General features: G+C 60.7%; 17 protein-coding genes. 1 reads left to right on the forward strand and 16 read right to left on the reverse strand.

Translation table 11 applies throughout. The features are described from left to right. Nucleotides 1–2 precede the first annotated feature (2 nt). The 5 genes from PTZ19_RS18065 to PTZ19_RS18085 all read right to left on the reverse strand — a co-directional run bounded on the left by PTZ19_RS18065 (nt 3) and on the right by PTZ19_RS18085 (nt 6,716). A complete protein-coding gene (locus PTZ19_RS18065; protein WP_276356483.1) occupies nt 3–905 on the reverse strand; it encodes a LysR family transcriptional regulator in 903 nt (300 codons plus the stop codon). A 35-nt stretch (nt 906–940) separates the two neighbouring features. After that, nucleotides 941–2,959, reverse strand: coding sequence for an ABC transporter ATP-binding protein (locus tag PTZ19_RS18070; RefSeq protein ID WP_276356484.1), 2,019 nt, complete (start codon nt 2,957–2,959; stop codon nt 941–943). A 60-nt stretch (nt 2,960–3,019) separates the two neighbouring features. Further along, nucleotides 3,020–4,774 (reverse strand): ABC transporter ATP-binding protein, encoded by a 1,755-nt coding sequence (locus PTZ19_RS18075; protein ID WP_276356485.1) that lies wholly within the window; start codon nt 4,772–4,774, stop codon nt 3,020–3,022. Nucleotides 4,775–5,164: 390 nt separating this feature from the next. Beyond that, nucleotides 5,165–5,332 carry a CxxH/CxxC protein gene (locus PTZ19_RS18080; RefSeq protein ID WP_276356486.1) on the reverse strand — a complete coding sequence of 56 codons (168 nt, stop codon included), beginning with the start codon at nt 5,330–5,332 and terminating at the stop codon, nt 5,165–5,167. Between the two features lie 34 nt (nt 5,333–5,366). Then, on the reverse strand, nt 5,367–6,716 hold the full coding sequence (locus PTZ19_RS18085; RefSeq protein WP_276356487.1) for a S1C family serine protease: 1,350 nt from the start codon (nt 6,714–6,716) through the stop codon (nt 5,367–5,369). Nucleotides 6,717–6,867: 151 nt separating this feature from the next. Between PTZ19_RS18085 and PTZ19_RS18090 the strand changes: the two genes are divergently transcribed. After that, nucleotides 6,868–7,068 (forward strand): hypothetical protein, encoded by a 201-nt coding sequence (locus PTZ19_RS18090; protein ID WP_276356488.1) that lies wholly within the window; start codon nt 6,868–6,870, stop codon nt 7,066–7,068. Here the strand turns inward: PTZ19_RS18090 and PTZ19_RS18095 are convergent. From PTZ19_RS18095 to dnaB, 11 genes are all read right to left on the reverse strand, one after another. Then, entirely contained in the window at nt 7,046–7,888 is an 843-nt protein-coding gene (locus PTZ19_RS18095) for an MBL fold metallo-hydrolase (RefSeq protein WP_276356489.1), read from the reverse strand. The genes PTZ19_RS18090 and PTZ19_RS18095 overlap by 23 nt on opposite strands. A gap of 68 nt (nt 7,889–7,956) precedes the next feature. Continuing rightward, nucleotides 7,957–8,721, reverse strand: coding sequence for a two-component system regulatory protein YycI (yycI, locus tag PTZ19_RS18100; protein ID WP_276356490.1), 765 nt, complete (start codon nt 8,719–8,721; stop codon nt 7,957–7,959). 109 nt (nt 8,722–8,830) lie between these two features. Further along, complete coding sequence (locus PTZ19_RS18105) at nt 8,831–10,135, reverse strand: YycH family regulatory protein (RefSeq protein WP_276356491.1); 1,305 nt, start codon at nt 10,133–10,135, stop codon at nt 8,831–8,833. Then, on the reverse strand, nt 10,132–11,955 hold the full coding sequence (gene walK, locus PTZ19_RS18110) for a cell wall metabolism sensor histidine kinase WalK (RefSeq protein ID WP_276356492.1): 1,824 nt from the start codon (nt 11,953–11,955) through the stop codon (nt 10,132–10,134). The genes PTZ19_RS18105 and walK overlap by 4 nt, the downstream gene beginning before the upstream one ends. Next, a complete protein-coding gene (yycF, locus tag PTZ19_RS18115) occupies nt 11,952–12,698 on the reverse strand; it encodes a response regulator YycF (protein ID WP_276356493.1) in 747 nt (248 codons plus the stop codon). The genes walK and yycF overlap by 4 nt, the downstream gene beginning before the upstream one ends. 145 nt (nt 12,699–12,843) lie before the next feature. Then, the gene (locus tag PTZ19_RS18120) at nt 12,844–14,352 is read right to left on the reverse strand and encodes a M23 family metallopeptidase (protein WP_276356494.1); all 1,509 of its coding nucleotides are present in this window, start codon (nt 14,350–14,352) and stop codon (nt 12,844–12,846) included. Between the two features lie 253 nt (nt 14,353–14,605). Continuing rightward, nucleotides 14,606–16,165 carry a glycine betaine ABC transporter substrate-binding protein gene (locus PTZ19_RS18125; RefSeq protein WP_276356495.1) on the reverse strand — a complete coding sequence of 520 codons (1,560 nt, stop codon included), beginning with the start codon at nt 16,163–16,165 and terminating at the stop codon, nt 14,606–14,608. Between the two features lie 12 nt (nt 16,166–16,177). Beyond that, on the reverse strand, nt 16,178–17,287 hold the full coding sequence (locus tag PTZ19_RS18130; protein WP_276356496.1) for a betaine/proline/choline family ABC transporter ATP-binding protein: 1,110 nt from the start codon (nt 17,285–17,287) through the stop codon (nt 16,178–16,180). 193 nt (nt 17,288–17,480) lie between these two features. Beyond that, nucleotides 17,481–18,194: a hypothetical protein gene (locus PTZ19_RS18135; RefSeq protein ID WP_276356497.1), complete on the reverse strand. Its 714-nt coding sequence runs from the start codon at nt 18,192–18,194 to the stop codon at nt 17,481–17,483. A 537-nt stretch (nt 18,195–18,731) separates the two neighbouring features. Continuing rightward, nucleotides 18,732–20,015, reverse strand: a complete 1,284-nt coding sequence (locus PTZ19_RS18140) for an adenylosuccinate synthase (RefSeq protein WP_276356498.1) — start codon at nt 20,013–20,015, stop codon at nt 18,732–18,734. A 256-nt stretch (nt 20,016–20,271) separates the two neighbouring features. After that, on the reverse strand, nt 20,272–21,627 hold the full coding sequence (dnaB, locus tag PTZ19_RS18145; protein ID WP_276356499.1) for a replicative DNA helicase: 1,356 nt from the start codon (nt 21,625–21,627) through the stop codon (nt 20,272–20,274). Nucleotides 21,628–21,630: the final 3 nt, after the last annotated feature.

Here is a 21,630-nt window from a genome sequence, read left to right on the forward strand (position 1 = left end):
GCCTAATTCCCGATCGCCTGCCGAAGCGCCTCTACGTAGGCGGCCCCCAGCTTGGACAGGGGCACGTGGCGGTGGGAGATCCAGCCGACGCGGATCGACTCCTGGCTTTCCAGCGGCACGGGAATGATCTGGTTGCCGTTCAGATCGGCGCTCAGCACCCCGGTCGAAATCGTATACCCGTTCAGCCCGATCAGCAAATTGAACAGCGTCGCCCGGTCGCTCACCCGGATGCTTTTCGGATGGGACACCGTGCTCAGAATTTCCTCGGAGAAATAAAACGAGTTGTTTTCCCCCTGCTCGAAATACAGATACGGATACTCCTTCAGCTGCTCCAACGTGACCACCGGCAGCTTCGCCAGCGGATTGCGGATGCTGATGAAAATGTGGGGTTTGGCCGTAAACAGGGGGTGAAACTCCAAATGGGCGGCTTTGAGCAGCTTGTTGATCACTTTCTCGTTGAACTCGTTCCGATAGAGGATGCCGATCTCGCTGCGCAAGCTTTTGACGTCCTCGATGATTTCGTGGGTTTTGGTCTCGCGCAGCGTGAGTTCGTATTCGTCCAGCCCGTGCTCCCGCACCAATTGGACGAAGGCGTTCACCGCGAAAGCGTAATGCTGCGTCGAGACCGAAAAATGCTGCGGAGCCGGCTTGGCGTTCAGGTAGCGGTTCTCCAGCAATTCGGCCTGTTCGACCACTTGCCGGGCGTAGCTGAGAAACTCCGAGCCTTCCTTGGTCGGGGCGATCCCTTTGTTGGACCGCTCGAAAATCGTGATGCCCAGCTCCGCCTCGAGCTCCTTGATCGCGTTCGAGAGGCTGGGCTGGGAGATGAACAGGCGTTTGGCCGCCTCGTTCATGGATCCCCGCCCGGCCACTTCGATGGCGTATTTCAACTGCTGCAATGTCAAAGCGAACTCCCCCGCCTCTTCATCCGATCATCCGATTACGCCACGACCTCGGCGCCGCCGAGCTGCATCCGGTACATCGCGTGGTACTTGCCGCCGATCCGCATGAGCTCGTCGTGGTTGCCGCGCTCCACGATCCGGCCGCGATCCAGCACGAGAATTTGGTCCGCCGCGCGGATCGTCGACAGGCGGTGCGCGATGACGAACGTCGTGCGCCCCCGCTTCAAGACGTCCAAAGCTTGCTGGATGATCGCTTCCGTCTCCGTGTCGATGCTGGCCGTCGCTTCGTCCAGAATCAGGATCGCCGGATCGAACGCCAGCGCCCGCGCGAACGAGATCAGCTGCCGCTGGCCGGCGGACAGCGTGCTGCCCTTCTCGATCACCGGCTCGTCGATCCCGCCGGGCAGCTGCATGAACATGTCGTACGCGCCGACGTCCTTCAGCGCCTGTTCGATCTTCTCCCGGGAGATCGACGGATCCCCGAGGCTGACGTTCGAGGCGATCGTACCCGTGAACAGGAACGGATCCTGCAGCACGATGCCCATATGATGGCGAAGCTCTTGCTTCGGGATGTCCCGAATGTCCATTCCGTCCACGAGGATCGTTCCCCGCTCCACGTCGTAGAACCGGAAGAGCAGGTTCAGGATCGAGCTTTTGCCCGAGCCGGTGTGGCCGACGAGCGCCACCGTTTCCCCTTGCCGGGCATGGAACGTGATGTCTTTCAGCACGTCTTCGCCTTCTTTGTAAGCGAAGGTGACTCCCTCGAACCGAACGTCGCCCCGATAGCGCGGCATCGTTTCTTCCGACACGTCGACGCCTTCCTCGTCCAGCAGCTGGAATACCCGCTCCGCCGAGACGCGCGCCGTTTCCAGGTTGGCCAGCTGGTTCACGATCCCGACGACCGGCTGCATCATGCGCCCGATGTAGTCGATGAACGCGTACAGCATTCCGATCGTCATCGCCGCGCCGAACCAATCCTTCGCGAACATCCACAAGGCGATCAGGAAAAAGGCGTTCCGGAACACGTTGACGAGGTTGTGCGACATGATCGAGTTGAGGCGCAGCAGCTTGTTGCGGTAATCCAGGTAATCCTGGTTCAGGTCCTCGAATTCCTTCTCCGTCTGCTTCTCGCGGCGGAACGCCTGGATGATCGTCATGCCTTGGATCGATTCGTTGATGATGGCGTTGATGTCGCTCAGCCGCGAGCGGATCACGTGGTTATACTTGGCCGCGAATTTGCGGTAAATGACGATCCAGTAGTAGAGAAGCGGCACCACCGGCATCGAGATCAGCGCGAGCCGCCAGTCGAGCACGAACAGCGCCCCCAAGATCGCCGCGATGAAAATGACGCCGGAGAAGAAGTTGGCGAGCACGTTCACGTACAGCTCGCGGATCGCTTCCGTATCGTTCGTCACCCGCGAGACGACTTTGCCTGCCGGCAAATTATCGAAATAGCGGACCGGCAGCCGCTGGATGTGCGAGAACACGTCGTTGCGCATCCGGTAGATGATCTTGTTCGCCGACACTTGCAGAATATACCGTTGGCCGAAGGTCAGCGCCGCTCCCGCGAGCAGGAATCCGAAATACGTCACGGCGAGCGACATCAGGCCCCGGAATTCCGGCCGGTAGAACGCGTACACCTCCCCGGCCGTCAGCCGTACGGCCGGATATGCCGCCGCGGCTCCCCGATCCGGCGTCACCGTCAATATCCCATCCCGAACCGCCATTCGGCCTTCTACCGCCACCGGATCATGGATGAAATAATAGCCTCTGCCTACCTGGAGTACGCGCGCCGGAGCTCCCTTGCTCTCCCCGGCCGCGAAATGATCCTCGTTCTTATACCGCTTGCCGTCATACTCGACGCTGAACCGATCCCGGCTCTGCGTCTCGTACCACGTCTTTTGAATCCCCATGATGTGGTCGTCGATCATCCGCTTCGCGTAGATCGGCCCCACCAGCTCCGCGCACACCGCCAGCGCCAGCAGCAAGAGCGCCGCCAGAATCGGCTTTTTGTACAGCAGAGCATATCGAAACAACCGTCTTCCCGTTGTATTCATCGTCTCTCACACCTACATTCCCCATTCGTATTCATCTTTCATCGGACGCCGAAGCCGTTGTTAATTGGCTTCCAGAACTTCCGTCAGCTGCTGGCGGTCGTACTGCTCTTTGTACCAGCCGCCCCGCTCCAGCAGTTGCTCGTGGGTTCCCTCTTCCGAAATTCGTCCTTCATCCATCACGAGAATCCAGTCGGCATGCTGCACCGCCGACAGCCGGTGCGTCGTGATGATCGTCGTTTTGCCGGCTCTCTCCCGCCTCACGCCTTCGAGTATCTCGACTTCGGTCTTGGCGTCCACCGCCGACAGCGCGTCGTCCAGCATCAGGATTTCCGGATCGGCAATGACCGCCCGGGCGATGCTGACCCGCTGCTTCTGGCCGCCCGACAGCGCCACGCCCTTCTCGCCGACCAGCGTCTCCAGCCCGCCCGGCAGGAACGCGACGTCCTTGCGGAACGATGCCAGCTCCAGCGCCCGGTTCAGCCTCTCCTCCGTGAACTCCCGGTCGGCGTTGCCGAACCGGATGTTCTCCCGGATCGTCTTGCTGAACAGCACGGGCTGCTGCGGCACGTAGCCGATCCAGCCGCGGACCTGCTCCAGGGCGAGTTCGCCGAGCGGCTTGCCGCCGATCGTGATCCGACCCTCGCCGAGCGGGTATTCCCGCAGCAGCTGCCGCAGGACCGTCGTCTTGCCGCTGCCGGTCCGGCCCACGATGCCGAGCGTCTGCCCGCGCCGAAGCCGGAACGAGATGTCGACCAAGTTGTCGATCGAAGAGGACGGATACCGGAACGTCACCCGATCGAACGCGATTTCGTCCGGCACCTCCACCTTCTCCGTCCGTTCCGCGTCCGCCACGTCCGGCTTCACGCCGAGCGTCTCGTGGATGCGGTCGAGCGAAGCGTTGCCCCGCTGCAGGATGTTGATTAACTCGCCGATCGCGAACATCGGCCAGATCAGCATCCCGAGATACAGGTTGAAGGAGACCAACTCCCCCAGCGTGATTTCGTTGCGGTACACGAGGACCGCCCCGTACACGAGACCGATCAAGTAACTCAAGCCGACAAGGATTTTGATCGACGGCTCGAACAGCGAATCGATCTTCGCGACCTGCACGTTCTTCTGCAGCACTTCCTCCGTCTTGGCGCGAAAGCGCTCCTTGTCGGCCTTCTCCTGCACGAACGCCCGCACGACGCGCACGCCGGACACGGATTCGAGCACCTGGTCGTTCAGTTCCCCGAAGGAATCCTGGGCCTTCATAAAACGGTTATGAATGATGCCGCCGAAATATTTGAGGACGACCGCGATCACCGGCAGCGGAATCATGGCGGCGAGCGTCAGCTTCCAGCTGATCGTCCCGGCCATCACGATGAGCAGCGTCAGCATGAACATCGTGGAGTCGCACAGCGTCAGGATGCCGAAGCCCGCCGTGACGGAGATGGCGCCGAGGTCGTTCGTCGCCCGCGCCATCAAGTCGCCCGTCCGATTGCGCTCGTAGAACGTCGGCGTCATTTTCAGGAAATGCCGCATCAATTGGGACCGCAGCATCCGCTCCAGCACGAACGATCCCCCGATCAGCTGGTACAGCCAGATCAGCGTGAGCCCGTAGCTCGCCGCCGTGATCAGGAACCAATAGAGCACCACGAGAAGCCATTCGGAGCCGCTGAGCGTCCCCTGCCAGATTCCGTCAATCGTATATTCGATCAACTTTGGAGGGAGGATGTCGACGATGCCGACGATCCCGAGCAGCACGACCGCCACCGTATACCTCTTCCATTCCACCCGGAAAAACCAGCTCAATTTCTTCAAAACGATAAACATGGGAATGACACACCTCGCTTTAAATAAAACCGGAAAATAAAACAAAAGAAGGCCTACCGCTTGCGTGAGCGATACGCCTTCCCGGTTTCGCGGCGCTGACGGCCGCGGAGTTCCCAAGGAACAGAAAAGGCGCATGGCTACGGATACGTAACCACGCGCCTGCACGTCGGCTTCGAACGAATGTTCTTATGCCGCCGTCTTTCCGCGAGGGTTACGTCCTACGATACGGCCGAAGCCGCTGGGCATGATGTGCACGATCATCTCAGTCTGTTGCCGCATTTGGACGCAACCCCCTTTCCGTTCATCAAGTATATGTGTCACTTTACCATCGGGTTTCTTTGGCTGTCAATCATGATTTTGAATTTTTTATGATATTTTTACATGCGAGGCTCAGACGACCAGGATTTCCGCCGCTCCTTCGCACCATTCGCAGCGGGTCGGCGGCGTCCAATCCGTAAACGTCGTCGTCTGCAGGTTGATGAGATCCGGGGCGTCCTCGTATTCGTCCACGAACTTGTCGATCGCCAGTTCCACGTGTTCCCGGCATACGCAGTACATTTCGGCTTTTTCGTCCTTTCCGGCGGCGGCCGGCTTACTCTTCCTGATCCTTCTCCGCCAGCGTGAGCGACAGCTCCGCCTTCTTGCCGTCCCGATAGTAGGTTACCTTAATCGTGTCCCCGATTTTCTTCTTGTTATACAAATATTTGCGCAGATCGAGCGTCCCCTTGATCGGCTGGCCGTCCAGCGCGGTGATGATGTCGTTCAGCTGCAGCCCCGCTTCCTCGGCGGGACCGACGGCTTGCAGCACCAGAGCGCCGTCCTCGACGCCTTTCGGCACGACGGGACCCGCGATCTCTTCGTCCGATCCGCCTTTTTCCGCGTCCTTCGGATCCGTAAAGGCGGCATTGTCCAAATAAACGGACAGGTCGACCGAGTATACGCCCAGGTAAGGCCGAAGCACCTTGCCTTGCTCCATCAGCTGCTTCACGACGGGCATGACCGAATCGATCGGCAGGGCGAAACCGATCCCCTCGACGCCCATGTCCGCGATTTTCATGCTGTTGATGCCGACCACCCGGCCGTTCAGATCGGCCAAGACGCCGCCGCTGTTGCCTTGGTTGATGGCCGCGGTCGTCTGGATGACCTCCTGCTCCCAGTCATAGTTCCCGTCCTGGCTCAAGGAAACCGGCACGATCCGGTGCAGATTGGAGACGATTCCGTTCGAGACGGTGTCGGAGAAACCGAGCGGATTGCCCACGGCGATCACGATTTCGCCGACGCGCAGCTTGCCCGAGTCCCCGATATCCGCGACTTCGTCGATCCCGTCCGCGTCCACCTTGAGCACGGCCAAATCGCTGACCGTGTCTTTCCCGACGATTTCCGCCTCTTTCTTCGTTCCGTCCATCAGAACCGCTTGCACTTCCGCGGCTTCCGCCACGACGTGCGCGTTGGTTATGATGTATGCTTTGCCGCCCTTCTTCTCGAAAATAACCCCCGAGCCGAGGCTGGCGTTCTCCGGAACGCCTTCATCGTATGCGCCTTCGCTGCCTTCGTCGCTGCCGGAAGCTCCGTCATCCCCGCCGCCGTCGCCGTTCCCGCCCTTATCGCCGTTTTGCGGGTCCTGGGCCTGCTTCGTGATATTGATAATGCTGACGACGGTCGGACGGATTTTCGCCGAGGCCGAGATGATCGTTTCGGAAGTTCCCACGAGTGACTGGCTGCTGGCAAGCGCGGGTCTGGCCGTCGTCTCGCCCTCCCGGCCGCCGCCGAAGAGAAGGAACAATCCGCCCACCGCCAAGGCGCTGACGAGCGACGAGACGATGGCGACGCGCAGCGCCGGGGTCAGCATGCCGCCCCGCGAGCCGCTTCTCCCGGACCAGCCGTCCCTGCGGGAGCTCCGCCTGACCTTCGTCGAATAGAAATCGTCGTCGAACAAGCTCATCGTGATTTCACCGTCCCTCTCTTTTCGCCCTTAAATCTCGCAGAAAACCGGAATGTTTTCAAAGGTTGTGACTAAAATACTAATAGATACGCAACCCCGAGGCAAGCCGGAGAACGGATCTCCGACTATGTAAAGAAAGGAAGAAACAAGCATGCAAAACGCTTCGTACGATTGGCATTACCTGGACATGGCTGCGAGAATCGGAGATTTGAAGGACGACCAGTACCGCCAGCTTCTGGCGCTCAGCACGATGATCGAATTGCTGGTGGAGAAGGGCATTCTCACACCGGAGGAAATCCGGGCCAAGTCGCTCCACATGGAAGCGGAGCTCAATCGCCAGCTGTTGCTTTGACCGCCGTCGGCCGGGCCGGGCTGTTCACCAGATCCCATTCCGTCGGCCGGTCCGGATACGTATCGCACAAAGCGAATTCGTGCGGATGATAGAAAAAGCCGTTGTCTTCTAATACGGTATTCACCGTCAGTTTGGCTAAATCCATAAGATTATGATGCTGGCTGAGGTGCGCCAGGTAGACCCTGCGGGTCGAGCCGGACAGCAGGCGGCACAGCGCTTCGCCCGCGGCTTCGTTCGACAGGTGGCCGGTGTCTCCGAGGATGCGCCGCTTGATGTTCCAGGGATACCGTCCCATGCGCAGCATTTCCACGTCGTGGTTCGACTCCAGCACCAGGACGTCTGAACCCATCAGCTTGCCGACGACTTTGTCGCTCATGTAGCCCATGTCGGTCGCGAGGCTCAGCTTGGCGCCGTCCGCCTGGAAGCAGTAGCCGACCGGCTCGGCGGCGTCGTGCGAGATCGCGTACGACTCGATCCGCAAGTCCTTGATCTCCATCGTGCCGTCCGTCTCCAGCACTTTGCGCTGTGCGTCCGGCAGCTCGCCGACGATCTTGGCCATGGCCGCCCACGTTTTCTCGTTGGCGTACACCGGCAGCTCGAATTTCCTCGCGAAAGCGCCCAGCCCCTTGATATGGTCGGAATGCTCGTGCGTGATAAACACCGCGTCGAGCTCTTGCCCCGACAAGCCTCTCTGCTGCATCAATTCTTCTATCTTCTTGCCGCTCAGCCCTACGTCGACCAGCACCCTCGCCGTATCCGTGGATACGACGGTGGCGTTGCCCGTCGAGCCGCTGGCCAGCACCGTAAACCGAAGGCTCATATCGCGGTTTCCTTTCCTTCTCCCAAGTCAAGCGACTTCGTCGCCTTTCTCTATCCCAATCGGTCGCGTCAATTCGACAACGGAGTCAGGGGCGTGTCTCCTTTTCCGGTCGTAACCTCCGCGCTGATGGCATTTACATAGTACACTTCGCCATTTTCCAGCAAAACCCTCCACGAGGGTGCCGAAACTTGCGTTTCCGCGTCCGGAAAGATTTGGCCGTGATACCCCAGGCGAATCTCTTTGATCACCGAACCCGCCGGCAAGTAGTTCTCGATCAGATGGGCCGCCGCCGTCGAGGCCGGCAGCACCTGCTGCTCCTTGGGCACGTCCGAAGAGAGCACTTGCACGACGTCCTGGCGGTACGCCTGGATTTTCTGCTCGCTGTTGTAGAGCTCCAGATGAATGTCGAACATCGGATAGCCGTCCACCATCCGGTTGAGCACGAATACGCCTTCCCGGCTGCCCGGGTCGTCATAAGCGTAGCGGCTCAGCTCGGAAATGATTTTGCCCAGCGCGTCCTCCAGCTCTTTGGGGTTGAACACGATGCGCGCTTCCTGCGGGACGGCCAGCTTGATTCGGTCTTCCGGATCCTTGGAGGGCAGAACCTTCAGCTTGAAGGACAAATCCCGCATGGATGGCGTCTCCGCGGGGATTTTGCCGGCGATCCGTATGCCTTTCTCCTGCATGATCCGGCGCGTCTCGTCGGGCAGGGACGTCCAGTCGACGGCCGTATTCACCTGCGCGCGCCATTCGGTCCACAGCTGGTAGCCGAGCAGCGCGTTGAGCAGCAGAAACGCCAGGATCAATACGCTTTTGGCCCTTCCCCAGTCCATCCCTGTCCCTCCTGTCATCGGGAGATCGACGGAGTCAAGCTCCCGCCATCCGCCGCGGCGTAGGTAAACCTGACTTCCGTTTCTTCCGTTCGTCGCGTTTACCGCCCCTTCAATGCGAAGCGTTGGCCAATATCCGCACGGTTCCGTCCGCCAGCCGCACGGCCCAGACCGGACGCAGCGTGACGGCGTCCTTCCCGAGCTCCGGCCGGTAAGCCGGGAACAGCGATAAGACGGCGGAGCCGTAATCCGTTTGGCTGACCATGGATCGAAGCGCGTCTCCTCCAGGCAACGAGCGGCTGGTCCGGCTCTCCGGCGTATCGCCGAGGATCAGCAGGGAGCGGTCGTAAGACGTCACGGTTCCCTGCTGCAGCCGCAGCTCCATGTAGCCGAACGTCAGGTTTTGCCCCGGTACGATCGGAACCTGCTTGTAATACTGCTGGAACCGGATCGCGCTGTCCGCTTCGCTCGCGGGCGCGCCCGTCTGCGTCAGCCGGAACGGCCCGTTCCAGCCGCCGTGCTGGTTGACGAATTGGACCGCCGCGCTGACGTTGTCGCTGAGGTCCGTCTGCCCCTCCGTCGGGGCCACCGGGTCGGTATACGACATCCAGCCGCCGTTCTCCGCGACTTTCAGCCATCGTTTGCCGTCCGTATAAATCCGGTTGCCGTCCCCCTGCTCCTGGATCGCCCGGGTCACCCCGGGATCGAAGAACAGGTTGCGCTGCATTTGTTCGGTCGTGTACCGGGTGATCGGGACCTTGAGCTCCGTCACCCAGTCGTAAGGCTTCTCCGGCACGTACAGCTGGCCGTTCGCCGTCTGGAAAGGGGTCCAATACTCGCCGAAGCCGACGTTGGTCTGGACGTCGCCGACCGTCAGGTCGGCCCGCTGCGCTTCATAGACGTTCCGTCCGTCCGAGCTGAAGAAGAACGTCCGAACCTCCTGGCTGTCCTTGCGGACGAAAATCCAGATCCGGTCGATCGCGTCGCGGGAAAACAGGAAATCGGCGTCGATCTTGAACACGGACTGCAGCAATTGGAACGGGATCGGGCGGCCGAAGCGCAGCTCCAGCCCTTGGTCCTCCCTCCGGACTTGATCCCAATTAACCGCCTCCGCTGTGCTTTGCTGAATCCCCTTGAAATCCCGTCCCTGCAGCTTTTTCAGAATGAGATCGTAGTAAGGCGCGTTGTCCGGGAAGAACACGGTGTGCCGGTCTTGCCCCAGATGGAGCACGATCTGCTCCGGGAACAGCAGGTCCTGCACCTCGAGCGCGGGGCCGAGCGGCTCCGCCGGCACGTAATCTTGTCCGGATTTCACCCTCGCTTCCAAGCTCGGCATGCTGTAAGCCAGGAAATAGCTCTGCACCAGACTGAGCGCGACGAGCAGCCCGAGCACGGCCGACTTGACGTTCTCCATCATGCCGGCTCACTTCCTTCCTTGACGATCGGCAGCGTGACCTTCACGGCCGTCCCGACGCCGACCTCGGATTCGAGCGTGATCGCGCCGCCGTGGGCGCGCACGATTTCCCGGGCAATCGACAAGCCGAGGCCCGTGCCGCCCATGTTGCGGGAACGGGCCTTGTCCACGCGGTAGAACCGGTCGAATATGCGCTCCAGGTCCTTCTTGGGGATGCCGATGCCCGTATCTTTCACCGTGATGATCAAATGCCCCGTGGCGTCGGGGTCCGCGGATAGGTCGATCGACCCTCCGTCGAGCGTATACTTGATCGCGTTGGACACGAGGTTGTCCAGCACTTGGTCGATGCCGTCCCGGTCCAGCCAAGCCGGCGCCAACCGGGTCGACACCCGGACCGTCGCCGTGATCGCCTTCTGCCGCAGCTGGAACGAGAACCGGTCGACGACCTCCTCCAGCATTTCGGCCATGTCGATCTTCTCCCGGCGAAGCTGGTTGCGCCGCGAATCGAAGCGCGACAAATGCAGCAGGTCGCTGACCAGCCGGATCATCCGCTCGGTCTCGCTGCGGATGACGCCGACGAACCGGCCGGCCAGCTCCGGCTCTTCCATCGCGCCGTCGTCCAGCGCTTCGGCGTAGCTCTTGATCGTCGTCAGCGGCGTGCGCAGCTCGTGCGAGACGTTCGCGACGAACTCCCGCCGCGACTGCTCCAGCTTCTCCGCCTCCGTCACGTCGTGCAGCACCGCGATCGCGCCGGCGACCCGGTCCCGGCTTCGGATCGGCGTCAAGGTGACGCGGACGATCACTTCCTCTTCTTCCTCGGCCTCTCGGCGGAGCAGCAGCCAGGACTCCTTGCCCTCCAGCGTCCGGGCGATCGGTTCCTTCTCCACTCCAAGCGCCTCCGACAGCGTCCGGCCTTCCCAGTTGGCCGAGCCGAGCAGCTCGAGCGCCCTGCGATTGGTGATGATGATGCAGCCGAGCTCGTCCGTCGCGAGGACGCCGTCGTTCATGTTCGTCAAGACGGAGGAGAGTTTCTCTTTCTCCTCTTCGTTCAAGGCCAGCGCTTCGCTGAGCCGGTCGGTCATGTCGTTGAACGCCGCGCTAAGCTGGCTGATCTCGTCGGTGCCTTTGACCGGCACGCGCTGGTCGAAGTGTCCGTCCGCCACGAGGGCGGCCTGGCGGGTGAGCGCCTTGATCGGCGCCGTGATCGTCCCGGCCAGCAGCACGCCGAGAAAGGCCGTCAGCACGAGCGCGATCAGGATGGCCGACACGAAAATGCGGTTGATCCGTTCCATCGTTTGGTACAGATCTTCCATCGAAGCGGTGATGTAGACGACGCCGACCACCTTGTTCCCGCTGATGACCGGTTTGGCGATGACCTTCTTCCGCACGTTGTCGTCGTCGATGATCTCCTCTTCGTTGTCCGGAATCCGCTGCAGCGCCCGGCTGACCAACAAAGAGGTGTTCTTCCGCCCGATGATCGAGGTGTTGGACGGCTGGGAAGTCGTCAGTACCCGGCCTCCGGCGTCCAGCACCTGGATTTCGGCTCCGCTGATGCTCGACAGGCTGCTGGCCAGCGCGTTCAACTCGTCGCCCGCTTCCTGCCGAACGCCCCCGCTCTTGTCGAACTGGGCCAGTGTAGGGGCCGACAATCCCGTCAATACGTTGACCGTATTGTTCAAGTTGCCGGTGAAGGAGGAGATCAGGGAGCTTTTCATCGTGCTGATGAAGTAAACCCCGATCACCTGGACCGCGATCAGAATCAGCATCAAGACCATCAAGATGAGCTTGACTTGGATGCTCCGGAACACCCGAACGAAATTCATCCCGAAAGACCGCCTAGGGAACGCGGATTGCGCATCAGGTACCCTAAACCGCGGCGGGTCATGATGATTTCCGGACGGCTCGGGTCATCTTCGATCTTCTCCCGCAGGCGGCGGACCGTTACGTCGACCGTCCGGACGTCCCCGAAATACTCGAACCCCCACACCGCCTGCAGCAGGTGCTCGCGCGTCATGACCTTGCCGTTGTTGCGGGCCAGGTAAAGCAGCAGCTCGAATTCCCGATGCGTCAGGTCGAGCGGCTGCCCGTTCTTGTACACCACGTACATATCCGTATCGATGAACAAGTTGAACATGCGCAGCCCTTGCGGCTCCGCGTCCTGGCTCCCCGCGCCGTCCTCGGCCTCCTTGGATGCGTCCAGGTTGCGCTGGCGGCGCAGCTGCGCTTTCACCCGCGCCAAGAGCTCGCGCGTGCCGAACGGCTTGGTGACGTAATCGTCCGCCCCCAGCTCCAGGCCCAGCACTTTGTCGAGCTCCGTGTCCTTGGCCGTCAGCATGATGATCGGCGTGGAACGCTTCGACCGCACCTCGCGGCAGACGTCCATCCCGTCCTTGCCCGGCAGCATCAAGTCCAGCAAAATCAAATCGGGATCCGCCTCGAACGCCAGCCGAACCGCCTCGTTGCCGTCGAAGGCGCAGACCACTTCGTAGCCTTCCTTTTCCAAATTGAATTTCAGAATATCGGCGATCGGCCGCTCGTCGTCCACGACCAGGATTTTACCCGGCATCGCATCCTGCCTCCCTTCCGGAAGCTATTCTCTATGCGTCTATCTTACCATATCGGACCGGCCGGGAGAATCGCGGGAACCTTTCCCTCCGGACGGCGAGGGGCTTCCCTCCGGCGGAGGAAAGCCCCTCGATTCATAACGGATTTTATAAATAGCTGATCGGATTTTTAAGCTTGCCGTTCAAGTAGACTTCGAAATGCAGGTGCGTGCCGGTAGAGTGTCCCGTGCTGCCCATGACGCCGAGCGGGTCGCCCTTCTCGACGATCTGGCCTTTCTTGACGTTCAGCTTTTTCATGTGGCCGTACACGGTTTTGAAGCCGTTCTTATGGTTGATGATGACCGCGTTGCCCAAGCCGCCGGAGTTGTACCCCGCGAACTCGACGACGCCGCTGTCCGCCGCCATGATCGTGCTCTTCCCGATCATGTCGATCCCCTTGTGCGTACGGCCCCACCGTTCGCCGAGGTAGCTGGTGATCCGGTGGGCGGCCACCGGCCACATGAACTTGCCCGTGCCCTCGCCTTTGATCACCTTGGTGCCTTTCAGGATAATCGTCGGGACGGCTTGCTCCAAGATTTGCTCGGACACGATTTCTTCCTCGTCCAGCGAGCCGTTCGTGAGGACTTGGCGGTAGGTGACCCGCTTCTTGCCGTCTTTCCCCTGCCGGAGCACCTTGGTCTGTCCGGCCCGCATCTCGTCGCTCTTCTGGTATTGCACCGGGGATTCGATCGCTTCGACCTGCGTCACTTCCTGGGTGGAGCGGACGTTCAGCACGGGCTGCTGAACCGTCAAGTCCAGCACGTCGCCGATGCGGATCATGTCGTCCTCGATCCAAGGATTGTTCTGGTAAATGAGGTCGGTCGGAACGTTCATCTTGTCGGCGATGCAGCCTAAGCAGTCGCCTTTCTTGACGGTGTAGCGGACCGGCGCCGGATTGCCCGTGACGAGCTTCTTATACAGCTGATCGGGATCCGAGAGCGCGCCACCCGATTCCGCAAGCCCCACTTCCTCCAGATCGACATTCTCTTCGAAACCGATCGACACGATCTGGGTCTGCGGTTGTAACGGATCCGTCTCCGGAACCGATGCCGAAGCCGGTTCATCCGCCGGCGCCGCGTTGGACGCGGAGTAAGCCAGCGACTGCAGCTTCGGCGCCGCCGATTTGACCATGGCGACCTGCTTCAGCTTGGCGCCTTCCGGCACATAGCGGTTCTTGATCCGGTCCAAAAGTTCATCCGCGGCGGCACGGTCGCGGACGACGCCCACGACTTGGCCGTCCACTTTGACCTGCATGCCTACGGGATGCGTCGTCAAGCGTTGTTCCAGGTCCGCCAGCACGGCCTCGTCATCCGTCGCGGGTTTGTAAGCCTTTTCACGCTCGTAGGTGACCTGACCGTCGTCCAACACTCGTCGTATAGGGGTTTCCGCCTGGTCCAGCTCGGCGGCTTTGGCTGCCAGCCATTGCTCGATCTTCTCGCCGGAGCTGGCGTTTCCGATCGGCTGACCCTTCCAGTAGACTTGGACGTAGTCCTGCGTATGGGCTTTGACGTATTGCTGTCCGAATGCCGCGAACGCGGCAACGCCGACGACTGCGGCAACGGTAATCCAAACGGGCTTGCGATGATTCCGAAAGAAATGGGCGGCTGGGACTTGCAACTTTTGTCGTTTTTTATCAACAATCGTTATTCCTTTCAAGCAGTAAGACCGAACGTGCCGGAGACTGCGCCCCGCGGCGGCAGCTGCGCTCCGGATTCGGTCCGTTCCCCTGAAAACGGCCATGATCTTCTCCTCTGCGCTAAAAATTAGGTATTTTTTCTCTCCGTCCTAAGCCTCAGCTTGAACCTTACTTTAACACAACCTTCGCAAACCGAACAACCAAACAAACGTTTCATGAAGGAATTTTAACTTTTTATGGAACGAGCCCGTGCTGCTTCAGCCACTCTTCGGCGACCTCGCGGGCTTGCCTGCCTTCCAGGTCCACTTTGCCGTTCAGCGCCGACATTTCCTTGTCGTCGATTTGGCCGGCCAGCAGGTTCAGGACGTCGGCCAGCTCGGGGTGCGCCTGCAGCGTATCCATCCGAATGACGGGCGCGGCGAAATAAGGAGGGAAGAACGCCTTATCGTCCTTCAGCGTTGTCAAATGGAACGCCTGGATCCGCCCGTCGGTGGAGAATGCGTCGTTGACGTCCGTCGATCCGTCTCGCACGGCGCCATAGGTTAGGCCGGGATCCAGCCCTTTGACGCTTTTGAAATTCATGCCGTACGTCTTTTGCAGCCCGACGAACCCGTCCGGCCGCTCCAGGAACTCCTGGGTCGCCCCCAGCACCAGCCCCGGGGCCTTGCGGGCCAGATCGGAGAACGTCCGGATGCCTTCCTGCTCGGCGCGGTCCGCTCTCATCGACAACGTGTAGGTATTGTTGAAGCCGATGGGTTTGAGCCAAGTCACCTTGAAGTTCTGTTCGTAGGCCGCCTTCACCTGGCGATACGTTTCATCCGGATCCCCGCCCAGGGGCTTGCGGCTCAGCACGGACGTCCATCCCGTTCCCGTATATTCCGGGTAGAGGTCGATTTCCCCTTTGATCAGGGCGTTATGGGTCACCTGGGATCCGCCCAGGTACGGCTTGCGGACCACCTTCAAATCGGTGCGCGCCTCGATCAGCGACGCCATGAGATGGACGAGGATGTCTTGCTCGGTGAAGTTTTTGCCGCCGATGACGACGGAATCGCCGCGGGGTTGGGCCAGTTTGGCGACCAAGCCCCCCAACAGCGCGGCAACGACGACGACGGCGACGGCAAGCTCAAGCCGACGGACGAATTTGGAACGGGGCTTGCGTCCGGTTCGGGTCCCCTTCGGAGCGGTCGCCTTCTCCACTCTCCCGAGCGCGAAATCGAACAGGATCGCCAGCAGCGCCGACGGAATCGTGCCCGCGAGGATCAGCTCGGTGCTGACGGTGGAGATCCCGCGGAAAATCAAATCGCCGAGCCCCCCCGCCCCGACCAGCGAAGCCAGCGTGGCCACGCCGATGAGCATGACGGTCGCCGTCCGGATGCCCGCCATGATGACGCTCAGCGCGAGAGGCAGCTCCACTTTCGCCATCACTTGCCAGCTCGTCATGCCCATGCCGATTCCGGCTTCCCGCATCGCTTTCGGCACGTTCATGATTCCGGTATACGTATTTCTCATGATCGGCAGCAAGGAATAGACGGTCAAAGCCACGACGGCCGGCGTCGTGCCGATCCCGAGAAGCGGAATCATGAAACCGAGCAGGGCGAGGCTGGGGATCGTCTGGAACAGCGACGCCAGGCCGATCACCGGGGCGGCAAGACGCGGAAAACGCGTCAGGAGAAGACCCGTGGGGATCGAGATGACGATGGCGATGACCAGGGCGATCAAGGACAGCTGAATATGCTGCACGACGGCGAGCAGAATGTCGTCTTTGCGGCTTACGAATACATCCCATAGGTTCATGGCGTTCTCCCGTCAAATCTGCTTGAGCAAGGCATCGATCAAGCTGGAATTGGTGACGATTCCCGCCAGCCGTCCATCGGGATGGACGACGGGGAGGTAAGGCATGCGTTCCCGCTTCATGACGTCCACGGCTTCCTCCACTCCGGTTCCGACCGGAACGGCCGGGACGTCGGTCTTCATGATTTCCCGGACGGTCAAATCCTCTTCGCGATAACGCTCCTCTAGTGATTCTTTGGACACGACGCCCAGGAATTTGTAGCTACGGTCCGCGATCAGCAGGCCGTTCACGCGATGCTGCCTCATCACCTTGGCCGCGAAAGCAAGCCCCCGGGTCGGAGCGATCGTGACCGGGTTCGCGATCATGACGTCCTCGACCGTCAGCGGCGCCTTTTCATGCAGCCGGTTCTCGCCGATGAAGGTCCGGACGAAATCGTTCTTGGGACGGCGGAGGATCCGGTCGGGCGTATCGGCCTGCACGATTTCCCCCGCCTTCATCAGGACGATGCGGTCGGCGATTTTGAGCGCTTCGTCCATGTCGTGCGAGACGAACACGATCGTCTTCTTCACTTCTTCCTGCAGCCGGATCAGTTCGTCCTGCAGCTGTTCCCGGCTGATCGGATCCAGCGCGCTGAACGGCTCGTCCATCAGGATGATCGACGGCTCGGCCGCCAGCGCGCGGATGACGCCGACCCTCTGCTGCTGCCCGCCGCTCAGCTCGGCCGGATAGCGGTCCCGGTACTGGTCGGGATCCAGGCCCACCATGTCCAGCAGCTCGTCTACCCGCTTCTCGTAAGCGGCTTTGTCCATTTTTTTCAGCTTCGGAACGAGCGCGACGTTCTCCTTGATGGTCATATGGGGGAACAAGCCGATCTGTTGGATCACGTACCCGATATTCCGCCGCAGCTCCACCGGGTCGAGGCCCGAGATGTCCTTGCCGTCGATCAGGATGCGTCCGGACGTCGGCTCCGCCAGCCGGTTGATCATTTTCATCGTCGTCGTTTTTCCGCATCCGCTAGGCCCGATCAGCGTCACGAGCTCGCCGGCCTTGATTTCCAAATCGATCCCTTTCAGCGCCATGAAACCGTCGTTGTATTTCTTCGTGACCCCGATAAACTGGATCAAGCTCCGGCACCTCGTCTCGCCCTTTTCGAGGTAGCTTTTCCTGATTTTCCTTTAAGCACTCCTGCTTTCCGAATAAACCTCCGGCCTTGAAAATAACAAGGCAGCCCCTGCATCAGCGGAGGCTGCCTCTCTTCATTCGATTCGGTTTCTTTTTTCGATGCGGCGGCGGCCTTAAGTATCGAACTGCGCGTCGTTAAGGCTCGCTCCCTGTCAGCGGGTCGGGCGAGACGGCGGCGGGCGAATCGGGCTGCGTCACCCTCGGCGCGAAAATCTCCATGACCTGCCGGTATTCCTCGTCGGTTAAAGAAGGTTTCAACAGGTCCGTAGCTTCCGCCAACTCTTCCTCGGTCAATCCTCCCTCCAAATAACCCGAAAGCTTCTCCAGCTGTTCGCCGCTCAGCTTGGACATGACCGCTTGCAAAGTCTCGCGCTGCCTGTCGGTCAAATCGAGGACTCCCGCGCCGCTGCCCATGACCGGGACGGCGTTCGGATCGATCGATTCGTCCGGTTGGGACGTATCGCCTGAGCTTGGGCGGTCCGAAGCTTCCGCAGCACCTGGCTGAGCGTTGCCCGCGGCCGAGCTTCCGCCTGCTGACGCTTCACGCCCCGGATCGGCCGTATCCGGCTGAGAAGTCGAAGGAGACGGTAACGCCTCATGGGACGGCTGCGCGGACGGTGCAGGCGACTCGGAAGCCTTCGCCGTCTCTTGAGGGACCGGCGCGGCCCCCCACAGCTTGCCCCATACGCCGGAGAGCGCGAACGGCTGCGTCTGAAGCGGCAAGTCGAGCTGCCGGAGCAGCGTCTCCATGTAACTATTGACGATGTAACCCGTCGTCCAAATGCTCAGAAAGCTGACCAACAGCGCCGTGGCGATCGCCCGTGCCGTCCAGCCTACCCATTTCCACATCCGGCCGCCACCCGTTTTCCAATTGATTTTCATAGATTTCAGTATGGGCAAATCTCGCGGCGTTTATGCCTTTTTTACAGGTTTAGAGAGATCTGACGGGGGATGATTGCAGCGGAGATGCAGTAACGAGGCGGATGAGCGGATGTGGTACGTTATTCTGTCAGGTTGGCATGTCGCGGGCCGAATTAGCGTATGTGGTACGTTATTCTGCCAGGTTGGTGTGCCGAGGACCGGATTAGCGGATGTGGTACGTTATTCTGCCAGGTTGGCGTGTCGGGGACCGGATTAGCGTATGTGGCACGTTATTCTGCCAGGTTAGCGTGTCGGGGACCGGATTAGCGTATGTGGTACGTTATTCTGCCAAGTTGGCGTGTCGGGCACCCGATTAGCGTATGTGGTACGTTATTCTGCCAAGTTGGCGTGTCGCGGACCGAATTAGCGTATGTGGTACGTTATTTCGCCAGGTTTTGTTGCTGAAAAAAAACCGCCCGGCGTCTTGGATGACGTCGCGGCGGTCTCTGCTGCTATTAATTCCAATCAATAAATCGTCGCCACTTGGTTCGTCTGCTCGCGGTTGCGGCCGACGGAGAAGATGGCGATCGGAATGCCCGTCAGCTCGGAAATGCGCTGCACGAACCGACGGGTCGTCTCCGGCAGGTCCTCCAGCGTTTTCGCGCCGGAAATGTCTTCGCTCCAGCCCGGAAACTCCTCGTACACCGCTTCGCATTCCGCGAGTATTTTGAGATTCGCCGGATAGTGCTCGATCAGCTCGCCGCGGTAACGGTACGCGGTGCAGATTTTAACCGTTTCGAGTCCCGTCAGCACGTCCAGCGAGTTGAGCGACAGCCCCGTAATCCCGCTGACGCGGCGGGCGTGGCGGACAACGACCGTGTCGAACCAGCCGACGCGGCGCGGACGTCCCGTAACGGTGCCGTACTCGTGGCCTTTGTCGCGGATCCACTGCCCCAGCTCGTCGTGCAGCTCCGTCGGGAACGGACCGTCGCCTACGCGGGTCGTGTAGGCTTTGGCCACGCCGATGACCTGCCGGATTTTCGAAGGACCGACGCCCGAACCGATGCAGACGCCGCCGGCCGAAGGATTCGAGCTGGTGACGAACGGATACGTGCCTTGGTCGATGTCCAGCATGACGCCTTGCGCGCCTTCGAACAGCACCTTCTTGCCCGCGTCGATCGCGTCGTTCAGCACGACGGACGTGTCCGTGACGTACGGGCGAAGCTGCTCGGCATAGTTCAGGTAATCCCGGATGATGGCTTCCGCGTCGAGCGGCTCGCCGCCGTACATCTGGGTGATGATCTGGTTCTTCTCCGCCACGAGCCGGCGGGCTTTCTCCGTGAATTCCTCCGCGACCATCAGGTCGGCGATGCGGATGCCGTTGCGCGCGGCTTTATCCATATAAGCGGGACCGATGCCCTTGCGCGTCGTGCCGATTTTATTGTCCGCCTTGCGGTCTTCCTCGAGGCCGTCGAGCACGAGGTGGTACGGCATGATGACGTGGGCGCGGTCGCTGATTTTCAGGTTGTCGACGGAAAAGCCGTTATCGCGGATATATTGGATTTCTTCGACCAGCGCGGCCGGGTTGATGACCATGCCGTTGCCGATGACGCACAGCTTGTTTTCGTTGAAAATGCCCGAGGGAATCATCGTTAGCTTGTACTTCTTGTTCTGGATCAGTATGGTGTGGCCGGCATTGTTGCCGCCTTGGTAACGGGCGACGACGTCCGCCTTCTCGGCCAGAAAATCGGTGATTTTCCCTTTCCCTTCGTCTCCCCACTGCGTCCCTACGACGACGACTGTAGACAAGGCAATCCCTCCGTCCGGCTCTCTCCATAAGCGCCGGCATAGTAGTGCCCCATGCCGGCTTGCCGGATGCAGGGCATGCGAAGCCCTGCTGCCGACGGCTCAGCCGGAGCATGAATAGTGTATCAATTGCGTCCCCCGAAGTCAACGTAGGAGACGAACATTTCGTCAACTGCACATTTAAATGTTCGGAAATTGCCCAATTGCGCGCCAATAAAAGAAGCCGGACATGTCCGGCCCCTTGATAGCCGCCCGCCCGTTAACCGGCATGCTGCCGGTCCAAGCTGACGAATTTGTTGAACTGCTTCAGGAACACGAGCTCGACGGTGCCGACCGGACCGTTCCGCTGCTTGGCGATGATGATCTCGATGATGTTCTTCTTCTCGGTTTCCTTGTCGTAGTAATCGTCCCGGTACAGGAACGAGACGATGTCGGCGTCCTGCTCGATCGAGCCCGATTCCCGCAGGTCGGACATCATCGGGCGCTTGTCCTGCCGCTGCTCGACGCCGCGGGACAGCTGCGACAGCGCGATAACGGGCACTTCCAGCTCCCGCGCGATCTGCTTGAGCGTACGTGATATTTCGGAAACTTCCTGCTGGCGGTTCTCCCCGGCTTTCCCGCGACCCTGGATAAGCTGCAGGTAGTCGATCAGGATCATGCCGAGGCCCCGCTCCTTCTTCAGCCGGCGGCACTTCGCGCGAATGTCGGCGACCGTGATGCCCGGGGTATCGTCGATGTAGACCTGCGCCTCGGACAACGAGCCGATCGCCATGGACAGCTTCTCCCAGTCGTCCCCCTCCAGGTGGCCCGTCCGCATCCGTCCGGCGTCCACGTTCGCTTCCGCGCAGATCATCCGCTGCACGAGCTGCGCGGCCGACATTTCCAAGCTGAATATGGCCACGGTCTCGCCCGCCCGCACCGCCACGTTCTGCGCGATGTTCAGGGCGAACGCCGTTTTGCCCACGGAAGGACGCGCGGCCACGATGATGAGGTCGCTTCGCTGGAAGCCGGACGTCATCCGGTCGAGATCCGGAAAGCCGGAAGGAATGCCCGTAACGCCGCCTTTATGGTTGTACAGGTGCTCGACGCGCTCGAACACGTCCATCAGAACGTCGCGAATGCTGATGAAGCCGTGCGACGCCCGCCGGTTGGAGAGCTCGAGGATGCGCTGCTCCGCGTCGTTCAGCAGGGCGCCGACGTCCTCGCTCTCGGCGTAGCCGCTGGACACGATCTGCGTGGCGGTGCGGATGAGGCGCCGGAGCATCGCTTTCTCTTCGACGAGCTGCGCGTAATATTCCACGTTGGCGGCCGTCGGTACCGCGCCGATCAGCTTGGCCAAGTAGACCGCGCCCCCGACCTCTTCGAGCTCGCCTTGGTCCCGCAAGCGGGACGTCAGCGTGATAAGGTCGAGCGGCTGGTTGTCCTCGTTCAAGGAAATGATCGTTTCGAAAATCCGCTGGTGCGCCACGCTGTAGAAGTCTTCCGGGCGCAGCCGCTCCATCGCCGTGATGAGCGCCTCCGCCTCGAGCATGACGGCGCCCAGCACGGCCTGCTCGGCTTCGAGGTTCTGCGGCGGCACGCGGCCTTCCAGCCAGGTTTCCGCGGCTTGGTTCATCGG

The organism is Cohnella caldifontis (assembly GCF_029360585.1).
In the GTDB taxonomy this organism is placed as follows: Bacteria; Bacillota; Bacilli; order Paenibacillales; family Paenibacillaceae; genus Cohnella; species Cohnella caldifontis.